This is a genomic window from Opitutus terrae PB90-1 (assembly GCF_000019965.1).
In the GTDB taxonomy this organism is placed as follows: domain Bacteria; phylum Verrucomicrobiota; class Verrucomicrobiia; order Opitutales; family Opitutaceae; genus Opitutus; species Opitutus terrae.
Window position 1 is genome coordinate 2,457,871 of record NC_010571.1, and the last position, 17,045, is coordinate 2,474,915.

The 17,045-nt window shown below is 71.2% G+C and carries 4 protein-coding genes; all 4 read left to right on the forward strand.

The genetic code is table 11. The annotated features are described in order from the left end of the window. Positions 1–66: 66 nt before the first annotated feature. Genes OTER_RS09925 through OTER_RS09940 form a run of 4 tightly spaced genes read left to right on the forward strand, consistent with a single transcriptional unit; the run spans position 67 to position 16,726 of the window. Positions 67–6,378: a type I polyketide synthase gene (locus tag OTER_RS09925; RefSeq protein WP_012374781.1), complete on the forward strand. Its 6,312-nt coding sequence runs from the start codon at positions 67–69 to the stop codon at positions 6,376–6,378. Continuing rightward, positions 6,378–7,328 carry a P-loop NTPase family protein gene (locus tag OTER_RS09930; RefSeq protein WP_012374782.1) on the forward strand — a complete coding sequence of 317 codons (951 nt, stop codon included), beginning with the start codon at positions 6,378–6,380 and terminating at the stop codon, positions 7,326–7,328. The genes OTER_RS09925 and OTER_RS09930 overlap by 1 nt, the downstream gene beginning before the upstream one ends. Before the next feature lie 42 nt (positions 7,329–7,370). Next, on the forward strand, positions 7,371–16,013 hold the full coding sequence (locus OTER_RS24025) for a type I polyketide synthase (RefSeq protein WP_012374783.1): 8,643 nt from the start codon (positions 7,371–7,373) through the stop codon (positions 16,011–16,013). Continuing rightward, positions 16,010–16,726: a 4'-phosphopantetheinyl transferase family protein gene (locus OTER_RS09940; RefSeq protein ID WP_148218072.1), complete on the forward strand. Its 717-nt coding sequence runs from the start codon at positions 16,010–16,012 to the stop codon at positions 16,724–16,726. Before OTER_RS24025 ends, OTER_RS09940 begins: the two co-directional genes overlap by 4 nt. Positions 16,727–17,045: the final 319 nt, after the last annotated feature.

Sequence of the window (17,045 nt, forward strand, 5' to 3'; positions counted from 1 at the left end):
GCGTTTGTCGCAGTAACGCTTTCGGCGTGACAAGCCTTTTTGGCGGTGAGTCCAGCCGCCGTCCTGATGAATTTACCCAGCTCCTCCGCTTCGGTGCCGTCGACCCTTGTCGCGCTGTTACGCGGCCGCGCGCAGCACCAGCCCGACCGCCGCGCCTACCTTTTCCTGGCGGATGGCGAAACCGAGGAGGCCAGTTTCACCTATGCCGAGCTCGACCGGCGCGCGCGCGCGATCGCGGCGCGGCTGCAGACGATCACGGCGTGCGGCGATCGCGCGCTGCTGCTGTACCCGCCCGGGCTGGAGTTTCTCGCGGCGTTCTTTGGCTGCCTCTATGCCGGCGTGATCGCGGTGCCGAGCTATCCGCCGAAACGCAACCGCCCGGATCGCCGGCTGCAGGCGATCGCGGCCGATGCCGGCGCGACGGTGGTGCTCACCAACGCCGAGGTGGCCGACGACCTGGAAGCGCGGCTCACGCATTCGCCCGAGCTGCGCGCGTGGCAATGGCTGGCGACTGACCGGATTCCGACCGACGAGGCGGCCGGCTGGCGCGATCCGCAGGTGCGCGGGGACGACCTCGCGTTTCTCCAGTATACGTCGGGCTCCACGTCGACGCCGAAGGGCGTGATGGTGTCGCACGGCAACCTGCTCCACACGCTCGATGATCTCGACCGCGGCTGGGATCACACGCCCGACAGCGTGATGGTCACCTGGCTGCCGATCTTTCACGACCTCGGGCTGATTTACGGCGCGCTGATTCCGCTGTTCAAGGGGTTCTTCTGCGTGATGCTGCCGCCACCGGCGTTCCTGCAGCGACCGGTGCGCTGGCTCGAGGCGATCAGCCGCTACCGGGCCACGCACAGCGCGGCGCCGAACTTTGCCTACGACCTGTGCGTCGCCGGTACGACGCCCGAGCAGCGGGCCCGCTTCGATCTGCGCTCGTGGCGGATGTCACTCAACGCCGCCGAGCCGGTGCGCGCGGAGACGCTCGCGGCGTTCAACGCGGCGTTCGCGCCGTGCGGTCTCTCGCCCCTCACCGTCACGCCCGGTTTCGGGCTGGCCGAGGCGACGCTGAAGGTCTCGGCGCTTCCCTGCGCCGAGCCGACGCGGATCGTACACGTGCGCAGCGACGAGCTGGCGCAGCACCGCGTGGTCCTTGGCGGGCCCGGCACCGACGGCGTGCAGCCGATCGTCGGCTGCGGCTGGCGGGGACGGACCGATAACCGCTACCTGATCGTTGATCCGGTGACGTGCGAGCCCTGCGCCGAGGACCACGTGGGCGAAATTTGGTTCGCCGGCGCGTCGGTCGCGCTCGGGTATTGGAAGCGCCCCGCCGAAACCGCCGAGACGTTTCAGGCACGGCTCGCGAACGGCGATGGGCCGTTTCTGCGGACGGGCGATCTCGGCTTCGTGCGCGGCGAGGAGCTGTTCGTCACCGGCCGCGTGAAGGACCTGATCATCATTCGCGGGCTGAACCACTATCCGCAGGACATCGAGCTCACCGTCGAGAAAGGCCACCCGGCGCTGCGGCCCGCGTGCGGCGCGGCGTTCTCGGTGGAGATCGACGGGCACGAAACGCTTGTGATCGCGCAGGAGGTGGAGCGGACGTATTTGCGCAAGCTCAACGTCGACGAGGTCGTTGCCGCGATCCGCAAGGCCGTCGCGGAGCAGCACGACCTGCAGGTCAGCGCGATCGCGCTGCTGCGGACGAATTCGGTACCGAAGACGTCATCGGGCAAGATCATGCGCCGCGCCTGCCGGCAGCAGTATCTCGCCGGCGAACTCGAGCTCGTCGGCGAGTGGCGCTCGCCGGTCTCGAGCGCGCCACCGTTCGACGCGACCGCGGCGGCGGCGCGCGGCTCGGTCGAGCAGGCGCTGGTGGTCACCTGGCTCGTCGAACAGCTCGCTCAGCGGCTGCAGCTCGATCCGAAGCAGATCGATGCCGGCGAGCCGTTCTCGCGCTACGGGCTGGACTCGATGACCGCGGTGGAACTGTCCGGCGAACTCGAACGCTGGATGGGTCGCCGGCTGCCGCCGACGCTGATCTACGATTACCCGAGCATCCAGGCGCTCGCGAGTCACCTCGTCGCGCTGGTCGACGAACCCGACGCGGGCACGAAACCGGCGACAGAAAAGTCTGACCCGACCGGCGGCGCGGCCGATGAACTCAACCCGATCGCCGTCGTCGGGATGGGCTGTCGGTTCCCCGGCGCGGAATCGACCGCGGAGTTCTGGACGCTGCTGCGCGACGGGCGCGAGGCGATCACGCGTGTGCCGCCCGGTCGCTGGGATCCCGCGACGGCCGATGCGCCCGAGTGGGGCGGTTTTCTGCCGGACGTGGAGGCGTTTGATGCCGAGTTCTTCGGCATCGCCCCGCGCGAGGCGGACCTGATGGACCCGCAGCAGCGGATCCTGCTCGAAGTCGCCTACGCCGCGCTGGAGGACGCCGGCATCGTGCCCCGCTCGCTCGCCGGCTCGCGCACCGGCGTGTTCGTCGGCATCAGCACCAACGACTACGGCCGGTTGCTCGCGCGCGTGGCCGCCGGCACGGACGCACACGCCGGGACCGGAAACGCGCTGAGCATTGCGGCCAATCGCATTTCCTACCTGCTCGATCTTCGCGGCCCGAGCCTCGTGCTCGACACCGCGTGCTCGTCCTCGCTGGTCGCCGTGCACCACGCGGTGCGCAGCCTCCGCGCCGGCGAGTCGACGCTCGCGCTCGTCGGCGGCGTCAATCTCATCCTCGCGCCCGAGCTGACCACCACCTTTGCGCGCGCCGGCATGCTCGCGCCGGATGGACGCTGCAAGACCTTCGATGCCGCGGCGAACGGCTACGTGCGCGGCGAAGGCTGTGGCGTGCTCGTGCTCAAGCGGCTGCGCGACGCGGAACGCGACGGCGACCGGGTGCTCGCGGTGATTCGCGGCAGCGCGATCAATCAGGACGGCCGCAGCAACGGACTCACCGCGCCCAACGGCCCCGCGCAGCAGGCGGTGGTGCGCGCGGCGTTGCGCGACGCGGCGATCCCCGCGTCGGCGCTGAGTTACGTCGAGGCGCACGGGACGGGCACGTCGCTCGGCGATCCCATTGAGGTGAACGCGCTGCGCGACGTCTTGCTCGAGCAGCGCGATCCGCAGGCGCCGTGCTGGATCGGCTCGGTCAAGACCAACATCGGCCACCTCGAAGCGGCGGCCGGGATCGCCGGTCTGATCAAGGTCGTGCTCGCGCTGCAACACCGCACGCTGCCGCCGCACCTGCACCTGCGCGCCGTCAATCCGCTGATCCAGCTGGCGAATACACCCATTTCGATCCCGACCGTGCCCACGCCGTGGCCCGGCCTGGTGCGGGTGGCAGGCGTCAGCTCGTTCGGTTTTGGGGGCACCAACGCGCACGTGATCGTGAGCGAACCCAGGGTGCCTCGGCCGGCGGACAATCCGCCGGCGCCACGGCGCGCGGAGCACGCGCTGGTGCTGTCGGCGCGGACTGCGCCGGCGTTGCGGGCGCTCGCCGCCAGCTATGTGGCCCGGATCGCCGAGGCACGCAGCGGCGAAGAATGGACGGATCTCTGTCATGCGGCGGCGACCCAGCGCGGGCACTTCGCGCACCGGCTGGCGGTGAACGCCGACCGCGCGCACCTGCTCGCGGGTTTCTCGCAGGGAGCGGCCGCATCCGGTGTCTGGCAGGGCGAGGCCGGTGAGCCGCCGCGACTCGCCTTGTGGTTTCCGAGTGAGGCAGATCAGCGTGCCGAACTCGTCGGGGAGCTGTATGCGTCGCTGCCGGTGTTCCGTGCGGCGGTGGACGAATGTCGCGCGGAGCTGGCGAGCCGCACCAGCTGGGACCTGACCTCGGCGTTCAACTCGCCGTCGTCGGCGATTCCCGTGGAGCTGTCGGGCGCGGTGGCGTTTGCGGTCGGCTACGCCCTGCATCGCGCCTGGCGCGCGTGGGGCGTGGAGCCGGTGGCGGTCTCCGGTGCCGGCGCCGGAGAGATCGCCGCGGCTGTGGCCGCAGGTGTGCTGTCGCGCAGCGAGGCGATCGCGCTGCTGTTCGGCGACGCGATTCCGCCAAAAGCGGCGGCGGGTGCGGTCGGCGGAAACGGCCGGGCGTCGAAACCTCCGGCGCTGATTTCCGCCGAGACCGGCGCGGCCATCGGCGCCGAGGCGCGGCAGCGGGAATTCTGGCTGGCGCCGCTGAAACCGCCCTTCCGGTCGCGGATCGCCGCCGACGCCTTGCACGCCGCCGGCGTTGTGCTGAGCATTGATCTGGGGTCGGCAGACGAGGCCGCGCGAGCGACGGGCGACGTGTGGCTGCCCGCGCTTCGGAAGGATGGGCGTGGCTGGCAGGCGATGCTCGACGCGGCCGCGCAAGCGTTTGTGCGCGGCGTGCCAATCCGCTGGCAGGAAGTCGACCGCGGATTCGCGTTCGCGCGCGTCGAGCTTCCACACTATCCCTTCCAGCGGCAGCGGCACTGGTTCGACCCGACGCCCGCTGTCGCCGACGTGGACGAGCTCGCGCGGCTGGCGGTCCAGCTGGCGATCGAGCCGGAGCTGTCTCCGAGTGAGCGGGCGGCTGCGCCCGCGGTGATCGCGGCCTTGCTGCGCGCGCACCACCGTAGCGGCGATCCGCTCGCCGGCTATACGTACGAGGTGCGCTGGCCGGCGGAGCCGCTTGGCGTGCCGGCCGCGCCGGCTGCTGGACGCTGGCTGGTGCTTGGTCCCGCACCGCAGGAACTCGAATCGATCTTTGACGCGAACGGCCAGACGCTCGAACGCGCGGAGGCGTTTCGCTCCGGCGATTGGCGCGGAGCGCTGTTCTGGGCGGGCGACGAACCCGGCGAGTCTGAGGCGGCGCGGCTGCTGCGCGCGATGCAGACCGCGAACGTGCCGCTGTGGATCGCCACCCGCGGCGCGGTGGCGACGAGCGCGGACGACGCCCGGGTGCGGCTCGATCACGCGCCGCTGTGGGGCATGGGCAAGGTGTACGCGCTCGAACATCCGGAGCGCTGGGGAGCGCTGATCGATCTGCCCGCCGACCCGACGGCAGTGGATCTCGCGAGTCTCGTCGCGGAATTGCTGGGACATCCGGCCGGCGAGGACCAGGTCGCGTGGCGCGGGGGAGTGCGTCACGTCGCGCGACTCGAACCGGCACCGCTGCCGCCGGTAAGTCCGCTGCCGGTCCTGCGCGCGGACGCGGCGTATTGGGTGACCGGCGGAACCGGCGCGCTCGGCTTGCAGGTGGCGCAATGGCTCGTGGCCCGCGGGGCACGACGGCTGGTGCTGACGGCGCGACGGAGCCCGGGCGTGACGGCGCTGGCACGGATCGCGGATCTGGAGAAAGCGGGCGTGACCGTCCGGTGCCTGGCGGCCGACGTCGCCGTCGAGCAGGACGTCCGTCGCGTGCTTGCGCAGGTGGGCGCCGAGCTCGGACCGGTCCGCGGCATCGTGCATGCGGCCGGCGTCGTGAGCCGGGTGTCGATCGCGGAGCTGACGCCCGAGGCGTTGGCCGACGTGTTGCGGCCGAAACTCGGTGGAGCACGCGCGCTGGACGCGGCAACCGCGGGGCATGAGCTGGATTTCTTCGTGCTGTTTTCGTCGATCGCCGCGCTCTGGGGCGCGAAGGGCCAGGCGCATTACGCCGCCGCGAACGCCGCGCTCGACGCGCTCGCGCAGCAGCGGCGCGCCACCGGACGTCCGGCGCTCAGCGTCGGCTGGGGGCCGTGGAGTGGCGGAGGCATGGCCGGGCCGGAGGAGCAGGCGCTGCTTGCGCGCTACGGCGTGAGCCCGCTCGATCCCGCAGTGGCACTCGCCGCGCTCGATCGTGCGCTGGGCGGGACGCGGGCGCAGGTCGCGGTGGCGCGCGTCGACTGGGCCGTGTTCAAGGAGTTCTTCGAACTGCACGGCGCGAAGCCGTTCCTGGCGTTGGTCGGCGGGAGACGTGAACCCGCCGCGGCCGGCCGGCTCGAGGCCGAGCTGGCCGCGCTGGCGACTGCCGCGCCGGAGCAACGCCGCGGCGGGATGGAGGCGTTTTTGCAGCAACAGGTGGCGGCGGTGCTCGGGTTCAAGGACGGCCGGCTGCCGGAGGTGCGCCAGGGCTTCTTCGCGCTCGGCATGGACTCGATGATGGCGGTGGACCTTGGGCGGCGGCTGTCGCAGGCGTGCGGCCGGACGTTGTCGTCGACGCTGGTGTTCGACCACGCCAGCATTCACCTGCTCGCGGCGCATCTGGTGGAAACGCTGTTCGGCGCCGATGGGCGGATCGCCGCGCCGGCGGCGCCGACTGCCGCGGCGGAAACAGCGGGGGCGGCAACGGCGGCCGAGGAAACCGATGTGGAGACCGCGCTCGCGCAGCGGCTCGAAAAATTGGAGTCGTTGATTCGCTCCACGTGATGCCGCCGCCGCGACTCATCCTTTGCGACGGGCTGCCCGGTTCCGGCAAGACGACGACCACGCAGCAGCTCTGGCTGCATTTGGAGGCGTGCGGTGAGCGCGCCCGCTGGTGGTTCGAGCACGAGCTGGATCATCCGGTGCTCAGCTTCGGCGAGGCGCGCGAGGCGATGCAGGCGGGCCCCGTCGAATATCGGCGCGCACTGACGAAGGCGCACGACGGCTGGGCGGCGCTTGCGCGAGGGCTGCGTGAGCCAGGCGATACGGTGCTGCTCGAGGGCACGCTGTTTCAGGCGACGCTCGGTACGCAGCTGCTGATGGACCTGTCGCGCGCGGAGATCGCGACGCATTTCGACCGCACCTGCGAACTCCTCGCGCCCGTCGCGCCAGTGCTGATCCACCTCCGGCCGGCGGACGTGGCGGAGGCGCTGCGCGTGACTTGTGCCCGGCGCGGCGCGTGGTTTTGGGATTTTCTCCAAGGCGAGTTCGCCGCCACGCCGCGCGGTCGCCGGCTCGGGCGCAGCGATCCCGCGGCGATCCTCGACTATTTCCGCGAGCGCCGCGAGTGGAGCGACGAGCTGACGGCGCGATTTCCCGGACGCGTGTTCGTGCACGACAACGCGGATGCCGACTGGCCGCGACAGGGGCGAGCGATCAGCGATTTCCTCGGCGTGCCCCCGATCGTGCCGCCGCCGCGGCCGGCGAACGCGGAGGAGCTGACGGGCCGGTTCTGCGCGGCGACGGGCGACGAGTGGCGGATCGTCGCGGACGACACCGGACTCCGGCTCGTGGGCGAAAACGCGCCGCGGCTGCTGCCGCACGGACCGGATCGGTTCGTGATCGAGGGCCTGTGCGTCGAGCTCGCGTTCGAGCGCGACGCCGGCGGTGCGATCGCCGCGATTCGCTGCGCGGGCAGCCTGCCTGACCTGCCGCCGCGGTGGACCAAGGCGTGACCTTGGCACCCGCCGAACGGCTCTCCATTCTCACCACGATCCATGAGCGCGCCTGTGCCGGAACCCGCGAAGTTCAACCCGCAGCGGCTGCTGCGCGCGCTGGACGAGGCGGCGGAAAAACTCGTCGCGGTCGAGCGCGCGCGGACCGAGCCGATCGCGATCATCGGTCTGGGCTGCCGGCTGCCCGGCGGCGTGCGTGACGCGGCGGGTTTTTGGGAACTGCTGCGCGCGGGCGTCGACGCTACGAGCGAGGTGCCCGCTGACCGCTGGGACGCGGACGCGCTCTACGATCCGAACAGCGACGCGCCAGGGAAGATCTGCACGCGGCGCGGCGCGTTTCTCGACGAGGTGGACCGGTTTGACGCGGCCTACTTCGGCGTGTCGCCGCGTGAGGCGGCCGCGATGGATCCGCAGCAGCGGTTGCTGCTCGAGGTGGCGCACGAGGCGCTGGACAGCGCCGGCGGGCTGGGCGATCGCTTCGAGCAGAATGCGACCGGCGTGTTCGTGGGCATCACGAACAACGACTACGGCCAGCTGCTCAAGGCGCACGCGGGTGACCGGCCGCTCGACGCGTATTTCATCACCGGCAACGCGCCGAATGCCGCGGCCGGCCGGATCTCGTATCTGCTCGGGCTGCGCGGACCGTCGCTCTCGGTCGACTCGGCGTGCTCGTCGTCGCTCGTGACCGTGCATCTGGCCTGTCAGTCGTTGCGCAGCGGCGAGTGTGCGCTGGCGCTGGCGGGCGGCGTGAACCTGATCCTCGCACCGGACGCTTCGGCGGCGTTGTCGCGCGCGCGGATGCTGGCGCCGGACGGCCGCTGCAAGACGTTCGATGCGGCGGCCGACGGCTATGCGCGCGGCGAGGGCTGCGGCATGGTCGTGTTGAAACGCCTCGGCGACGCCCAGCGCGACGGCGATTGCATCCTCGCCGTAATCCGCGGCAGCACGGTGAACCAGGACGGGCCGAGCAGCGGGTTCACCGTGCCGAGCGGCGCGGCGCAGCGGCAGTTGCTCCGCGCGGCGCTGGCGGCGGCGCGGCTCACGCCGGCGGAGATCGATTACGTGGAGGCGCACGGCACGGGGACAGCGCTCGGCGATCCGATCGAGGTCGGCGCGCTCGCCGACGTCTACGGTCCGCAGCGGCCGGCGGACCGGCCGTTGCTGCTTGGGTCGGTGAAGACCAACATCGGTCACCTCGAGTCGGCCGCCGGCATCGCGGGGTTGATGAAGGTCGTGCTGTCGCTCTGGCATCGTCAGCTGCCGGGACACCTGCATTTCCGCGAACCCTCGCCGCGGATACCGTGGAGTAAGGTGCCGGTTTCGGTCGTGCGCTCGCTGCGTGACTGGGCCGATCCCGGCCGGCCGCGCCGGGCGGGCGTGAGTTCGTTCGGCGTGAGCGGCACGAACGCGCACCTGATCCTCGAGGAAGCGCCGGTCGCCGCAACACCGCGCGCACTGCCGTTGCCGAAACGACGATTTCACGGCGAGCGCCACTGGGCGTTGCCGCCGGTCGGAACGCGAACGTCCGCCGACTGGCTTTACTCGATCGACTGGCGCGAACAGCCGCGACGCGAACGCAGCGCAACCACCGCGCAGTTTGCGCCGCCGGAGCAACTCGGTGCGAAGTTGCGCGACTGGCTCGCAGGGACTGCGCTCGGCGAACGCGACGCGGCTTATGCCGGATGTCTGGCCGCGCTGGAGCGGATCGCCGCGGGATTCGCGCGCGACGCCGTGGCGGAGCTCGGCGGCCACGGCGAGGGCATGTTGCCCGGTTACGCGCGGCTGTTCGCGCGATTGCAGCAGCTCGCGGAAAAACCCGACGCCGCGGCGAATCCGTCGGCTGCGATCGACGCGCTGGTGTCGCAGGTGCCAGCGGCGAGGACGGAGGCGACGCTGCTCGCACGATGCGGCGCACGGCTGCCGGAGGTGCTGCGCGGGCAGGTCGATCCGCTCACGCTGTTGTTTCCCGCGAATGAACCGATTACCGTGGCAACGCTCTACGGAGCGACGCCGACGGCGCAGGCGATCAACGCGCTTGTGGGTTCCACGATTCGTTCGCTGGTGACGGGGGATCGTCCGCTGCGCGTGCTCGAGATCGGCGCCGGCACCGGCGGCACCACGGCCGCGATCCTGCCGGCGCTGCCCGGAGCGAACGTCGAATACGTGTTCACGGATGTGTCGCCGGTGTTCGTGGCGCAAGCGCGCGCGCGCTACGGCGATCGGCCTTGGATCCGCGCCGAGCAGCTCGACATCGAGCGCGATCCACTGACGCAGGGCTTTGCCGCCGGCGAATTCGATCTCGTGGTCGCGGCGAACGTCCTGCATGCCACGCGCGACGTCGCCGCGTCGCTGCAGAATGTGCGCCGGCTGCTGGCGCGTGACGGCGTCCTCCTGCTGCTCGAGGTCACCGCGCCGCTCGCGTTGCTCGACCTGATCTTCGGATTGACGGAAGGGTGGTGGCGGTTCGCGGACGCGCCGTTGCGTCGCGAGCATCCGTTGCTCTCACGCGAACGCTGGGCCGAGGTGCTCGGCACGACCGGGTTTGCGTCGCCGGAAGCCTTCGCGTTTCCGGCGGCCCAAGGAGAGATCTTCGCGCAGCAGTCGGTGATCGTGGCGCGCGCAAGCGGCGCCGCGCCTGCCGCTGCGGCTGACGCCGGTCGCTGGCTGATCGTCGGCGAGCCCGGATTGCCGCGGTTCGACGCGCTTGCGGCGTCACTCGAGCGTGCCGGTGCGGTGTGCGAGCGCGTCGCTCCGTCGGCGGACGTGGCGGCGCGGTGGTCGGCACGGACCGACTGGTGCGGGGCGATTCACGCGGCGGCGCTGGACGCGACGGATCCGCTCCAGCCGGAACCGCTGGCCAGCGCGCTGCGGCTGGCGCAGGCGCTCGCGGCCCAGCCGGCGCGGCTGTTCTTTGTCACGGCGGACGCGATCGGGACGAGCGCGGACGACGCGGTCGGTGGACTGGCGGGTGCGGCGCTCTGGGGTTTTGCGCGGACCGTCGCGCAGGAGCATCCGGAACTGCAGCCGACGTGCCTCGACCTCGACGAGCAGACGGACCTCGACGCGATCGCCATGGAGATCCTGCGGCCGGAGCCGGAAACGCAGATCGCGTGGCGGCGCGGGTGGCGCCGGGTGGCGCGGCTCGTGCACGCGCCGACCGCGGGAAGCGGCACGGCGAAGCGGGCCGCGATCTCGCCCGATGCCACCTATCTCATCGTCGGTGGGCTTGGCGGACTCGGAGTTCCGCTGGCGCGCTGGCTGGTCGACCGCGGCGCGCGGCATCTGGTGCTGGCGAGTCGGTCGGCGGGCGGCGAGCAGGCGTCGGGCGTGATCGCGGAATTTGCCACACGCGGCGCTACGCTCCGCTGCGAGCCGATGGACGTGTCGAGCGAGAGTGACGTTGCCCGTGTGCTGGCGCGGATCGCCGCGACGCCGTGGCCGCTGCGCGGAGTGGTGCACGCGGCGGGCGTGCTCGATGACGGCGTGCTGCGGCAGCTGACGTGGTCGCGGTTTCAGCGCGTACTCGCGCCGAAGCTGGCGGGCGCGTGGCAACTGCACCGGTTGACGGCGGAGTTGCCGATCGACTGGACGGCTTATTTTTCGTCGGCCACGGCGACGGTCGGCGCGCCGGGCCAGGCGAATCATGCGGCGGCGAACGCGTTCCTCGATGCGCTGGCGCAGCATCGCACCGCGCGCGGAGCGTTGACGTTGAGCATCGCATGGGGCCCGTGGTCGGAGATCGGAGCGGCGGCGGAGCGGTCCGTCGGCGCGCGGGTGAAGGCGAAAGGCTTCGGCACGATCGCGCCGGCGAAGGGCTGGCGCGTGCTGGAGTCGCTCTTCGACGCGATGCCGACGCAGGTGGCGGTGATGCCCGTGACGTGGGCGGACGTGCCGGCGGCGTTTACGGCCATGCCGTTTTTCGCGGACGTCCGGAGCGTCGGCTCCGCCGAGCCGAGCCTGGCGACCGGCGCTGCGGAGGAGTGGGGGCAACTCGCACCGACGCTGCGGGCGCAGCGGCTGCTGGCGGAAGTGCGGACGCAGGTCGCGGGCGTGCTGGGGCTGGATCACGCCGAGCGCGTGGATCCCGCGGTGGGCTTTTTCGCGCTGGGAATGGATTCGCTCACGTCGGTGGAGCTGCGGAACCGGCTGCAGACGCGGCTCGGCCGGGCGTTGCCGTCGACGCTGGCGTTTGACCATCCCACCGCCGAAAAGCTGGCTGCATTTCTCGGCTCGCTCTGGGATCCGGCCTCGCCGGAGCGGGCGACGCGCACCGGGACGGATCTGCCGGTGGCACAATCGCCTGGCGCCGCGACCGCGGGTCACGAGGCAAGCCCGCCGCTCGCCGTGATCGGCTACGCGCTGCGGTTTCCGGGCGCGGACACGCCGGAAAAGCTGTGGGAGCTGCTGCGCCAGGGGGTGGACGCGATTTCCGAGGTGCCACGCGAACGGTGGGACATCGACGCGTTCTACGATCCGGATCCGGCGGCGCCTGGCAAGATGGTCACGCGCTGCGGCGGATTCGTGTCCGGCGCGGAGCAGTTCGATGCGGGCTTCTTTGGCATCTCGCCGCGCGAGGCCGAGCACATGGATCCGCAGCAGCGGCTCCTCCTCGAAACGGCGTGGGAAGCGCTCGAGCGCGCGGGCGTGGCGGCCGACGCGCTGGCGGGCACGCCGACCGGAGTGTTTGTCGGCATCGGCAGTCAGGACTATTCGCAACTGCTCGTCGCGCGCGGGCTGGATACGCTCGATCCGTACGTTGGCTCGGGCAATGCGCACAGTGTCGCGGCGGGCCGGCTGGCGTATACGCTCGGGTTGCAGGGCCCGGCGGTCGCGATCGACACGGCGTGCTCGTCGTCGCTCGTCGCAATCCATCTCGCCGCGCAGAGCCTGCGCACGGGCGAGTGCGAAGTGGCGCTGGCCGGCGGTGTGAACCTGCTCCTGTCGCCCTTCATCACGGTCAACCACTCGCGCGCGCGGATGCTCGCGCCGGACGGCCGCTGCAAGGCCTTTGACGCGTCGGCCGACGGCTTCGTGCGGTCGGAGGGCTGCGGCATCGTGGTGCTGAAGCGACTCGATGCGGCGCAGCGCGACAGCGACCGGATCCTCGCGGTGCTGCGCGGCAGCGCGGTGAACCAGGACGGCCGCACCAGCGGTCTCACCGTGCCGAGCGGACCCGCGCAACAAGCCGTGATCCGCGCCGCACTGCGGCAGGCCGGCGTCACCCCGGCTGAAGTTGGTTACGTCGAGGCGCACGGCACGGGCACGTCGCTCGGCGATCCGATCGAGCTCGGTGCGCTGCAGGCGGTGTTCGGCGAGGGACGTCCGCGGGGGGCGCCGTTGCGCGTCGGCTCGATCAAGACGAACCTCGGCCATCTTGAATCCGCCGCCGGCGTGGCGGGACTGATCAAGGCGGTGCTGGTGCTGCAGCATCGCGAGATTCCACCACACCTGCATTTCAAGAATCCGACGCCGCATGTGCCGTGGTCCGAGTGCGCGCTCGAGGTGCCCACACAGCCCACGCCTTGGCCGGTCGCGGCGGGCGCGGGACCGCGGATCGTCGGCGTGAGCTCGTTTGGGTTTGGCGGAACGAACGCGCACCTTGTGCTGAGCGAGCCGCCAGAGCAGACGGCCGGCGCCTCGAACACGAGCGGGCTCGACGGCGTGCCGCTGCTCCTGTCCGCGCGCAGCGAACCCGCGTTGCAGGCGCTGGCGCAGCGTTATGAGACCTTCCTGCGAGGCACGGGGGAAACGTGGCCGGTGATCTGCTGCACCGCGGCGATCGCGCGGTCTGCCTTCCGTCACCGGCTCGCGGTGACCGCCGATCGCGCCGATAAGGCGGCGGAGCGGATCGCGGCTTACCTGCGCGGCGCAGCAACGCCGGACGTTTTCAGCGGAACCGTCGGCGAGCCGCCGAAGGTGGCGTTCCTGTTTTCCGGCCAGGGTTCACTCTACGCGGGAGCCGGGCGCGAATTGTTCGCGCACGAGCCGGTGTATCGCGCCGCGCTGGAGGAGTGTCGCGCGATCGTGCAGGCGCGCGCGGGCTGGGACGTCGTGGCCGCGCTCGAATCGGAGGAGAAGCTGAGTCACACCGAGTTCGGCCAGGTGGCGCTGTTCGCGCTGCAGTACGCGCTCGCGCGGACGTGGCAGGCATGGGGCGTGCAGCCGGCGGTCGTGCTGGGACACAGCGTCGGCGAATACGCGGCGGCGTGCGTGGCGGGCGTGTTTACGACCGAGGCGGCGCTGGCGTTGCTCATCGAACGCGCGCGGCTGATGGGCGAGTTGCCCGAGGACGGCGCGATGCTGGCGGTCACTGGCACCGAGGCTGACGTGGAGGAGATCCTGGCGCGCGGCGACGTCGAACTGGGCGCGGTCAACAGCCCGAGGCAAGTGGTGCTCACGGGCGAACGGCGCCGCATCGAGGCGGCGCGGGCGGAGCTCAAGGCGCGCGGCGTGCGCGCGCAACTGCTCGCGGTCCGGCAAGGCTATCATTCGCGGCAGATGGAGCCCACGCTGCCAGCATTTCGGCGCGCAGCGGCAGCGACGGCGTTTCGCAGCGAACGGACGTGCGAGTTCGTTTCCGGTGTGACGGGCGACGTGGCGGGTGCGGAACTCGGGACGGCCGACTACTGGGTGAAACAGATTCGCCAGCCGGTGCGGTTTGGCGCGGCAGCCGCAGCAGCGGAACGCGCCGGCGCGCAGGTGGTGATCGAGGTCGGTCCGCGGGGTTTGCTGATCGCGCTGGCGCAGCAGACGTGGACGGCTGGAGCGACGGAGTGGCTGACGAGTCTCCGACCCGGTCGCGGCGAATCGGCGCAATTGCGTGCGAGTGCCGGACAGGCCTGGGTGCGTGGCGTGCCCGTGCGGTGGCGCGAGGTGATTGGTCGGCGGACGTTGGGTCGCGCCGAGCTGCCCACGTATCCTTTCCAGCGACGACGGTACTGGTTCGAAGAGGGTCCGACCGACACAGCCGCTGTGGTGCCAGCTCCCGCCTACGTGGTCGGCTGGGAGCCGCAGCCGGCACCGCCGCGCGGCGTGCACGCGGACGGTGCGTGGTGCATCGTCGGCGATAATCTCGAACTGGCGGCCGAACTGCGCCGGTTCGGCGAGCCGGTCACCGACGATCCGGCCTCCGCGCAGCGCGGGGTCGTGTGGTGTGCGGCGGGCGAGGAATCGGACGGACCGCAGCTGCAGGCCGTGTTGCGCGCGGTGCGCGCGCCGGCGCGGCTGTGGGTGGTAACCCGCGGCGCGGTGGCAGTCGACGAAGTGGACGGCAAGAACGTGCGCTCGGCGGCGGCGGTGGCGTGGTCCGCGGCGAAAATCGCGGCGCTCGAGTATCCGGAACTGCGTGTCACCCGCATCGATCTGGGTGCGGACGTGTCCATGACCACGCTGGCGGTCGAACTACGGGCGGATCACGCCGACGACGACGTGGCGCTGCGCACGGCCGGCCGGTTCGGTGCGCGGCTGCGCGAGCATCCGCTGCCGGCAACTCGGTTTGTGCCGCGAGCCGACGGAACCTATCTCATCACCGGCGGACTGGGCGCGCTGGGAATGCGTATCGCCGAGTGGCTGGTGGAACGCGGCGCGCGGCACCTGCTGCTGCTTGGACGACGCGGACCGTCGGCCGCAGCGGAGGCGACGCTCCAGCGCTGGCGGGTGCAGGGCGTGACGGTGACGGCGCAGGCGGTGGACGTGGCGGATCGCGACGCGCTCGCCGCGGTTTTGAGCGGTTGCACACCGCCGCTGCGCGGCGTGTTTCATGCCGCGGGCGTGGCGGGCGAGAAGCCGTTGAACGAATTGACGCCGGCGGACTGGGAGGCGGGGCTGCGCGGAAAAGGACAGGGCGCGCGCGCGCTCGACGAACTCACCGCAGACCAGACACTCGATGTGTTCGTGCTGTTCTCCTCGATCGCGTCGGTGTGGGGTTCGAAGGCGCAGGCGCACTACGCTGCGGCGAACGGCTGGCTCGACGCGCTGGCGGTGCGACGACGCGCGCAGGGACGACCAGCGCTGAGCGTGAGTTGGGGCGCGTGGGCGGGTGGCGGGATGGCGACCGCGGAGGCGGCGAGCCGGCTCGAGGCGGCGGGCGTGCGACTGCTCGCGCCGTCGTCGGCGCTGGCGGCACTGGAACGCGCGCTCACCGGCGATGCGCCGCACGTGGTGGTGGCATCGGTCGACTGGCCGCGATTCCGGTCGATCTACGAAGCGCGCGGGGCGCGTTCGCTGTTCGAAGCGCTGCCCACCATGGACACGACGGTGTCGGCGCCGGCGGCAGCGACGGTTGCGGCGGTCGTGTCCGCGGTCCGTGCCGCCGCGCCCGACCAGCAGCTGCCGTTGCTGCGCGCTTACGTGCAGCAGGTGCTCGCCGCGATCCTGAAGCTCGCGCCCGGCGAGTTGCCGGACGCGCGGCAGGGGTTCGCCGACCTCGGCGTGGATTCGCTGATGGCGGTCGAACTGAAGAACCGGCTCGCGCGCGAACTGGGGGTGACGCTGCCGGCCACGCTGGCGTTCGACTATCCGGACGTGGAGCGGCTCGCGCGGAATCTGCTGACGCGACTCGCTCCCGATGCTTCGGTCACCGCCGGGCCGACGAACGACGCCCGCCAGATCACCGAGGCGCAGATCGCCGCGGCGTCGGACGCGGAGGTCGAGGCGCTGTTGTTGAAGAAGCTGAAGAAGCTGTGAGCGAAGGTGCGTCACTCGAGTTGGGCGCAAACGAAATCCACATGTGGAGCTTCGGGCTGGAGGCGTCGGAGCCCGAGGTGGTGCGATGCTCGAGCTGCCTCTCGACCAACGAGCAGACGCGCGCCGCGGCGTTTCGGCGGCCGCAAGATCGCGTTCACTACGTGGTGGCGCATGCGGCGCTGCGCGAGCGGTTGGCGGGCTACCTGGGCTGCGCGCCGGCGGCGCTGGGCTTCCGCACGGGGCCACACGGCAAGCCGGAACTGGGCGAGGGGTTTCCCGCGACCCTGCGGTATAACCTTTCGCATTCGGGCGGCCGCGCACTGCTGGCCGTCGCGCGCGGCTGCGAGGTCGGCGTGGATCTCGAACAGATGAACCGCGACGTCGACATGGCGGGGGTGGTGGCAACGCATTTTTCCGCGACGGAGCAGCGTACATGGGCGGCGCTGCCGCCCTCGCAGAAGCCAGCGGGCTTTTTTCATGGCTGGGTGCGGAAGGAGGCGTACGTGAAAGCGCGCGGCGAAGGGCTGCTGCGCAATGGCGCGGCCTATACGGTCGAGCTCGACCCGGCACGTCCCGCCGCGCTGCTGGCCGACGTGCTGGTGCCCGATGCTCCGGCGCACTGGCGGATCGAGGGGCTGGAGGTCGCGGCCGGATTCGCGGCGGCGCTTGCGTATGCCGGACCCGTGCGGCGCGTCGTCGTGCGCGAGCTCTGACCCGGAGAATTCCGTTCAACCACAGATCGATACCCGGGCATACAGATCCGGATCGGTTTGCGGATTCCAGACTCTGTTTTCGGCCCGCTAGTCCACGCGAATGAACGCCGATTTGCGTCTATTCGCGTGATTCGCGGGCACCGGCCTCCGCCTCGTTGCCGTTTATTCGCGGGCGCTCAAACCGAGCCCGGCGCGGGCTGCCGCCGACCGAGCGACAAATCAAGCGGACAATTCCTGTCGGAAGGGTGAAAAATCATTGCTGGTTAGGTACATTGCTCAACGCTGACGGTTGCCACACACCGCGCGTTCCAGCCGCTTG

Bases quoted from the DNA above. Each gene is read 5' to 3' on its own strand.
- OTER_RS09925 (WP_012374781.1), top strand. From the start codon at position 67: ATGAATTTACCCAGCTCCTCCGCTTCGGTGCCGTCGACCCTTGTCGCG.
- OTER_RS09930 (WP_012374782.1), top strand. From the start codon at position 6,378: ATGCCGCCGCCGCGACTCATCCTTTGCGACGGGCTGCCCGGTTCCGGC.
- OTER_RS24025 (WP_012374783.1), top strand. From the start codon at position 7,371: ATGAGCGCGCCTGTGCCGGAACCCGCGAAGTTCAACCCGCAGCGGCTG.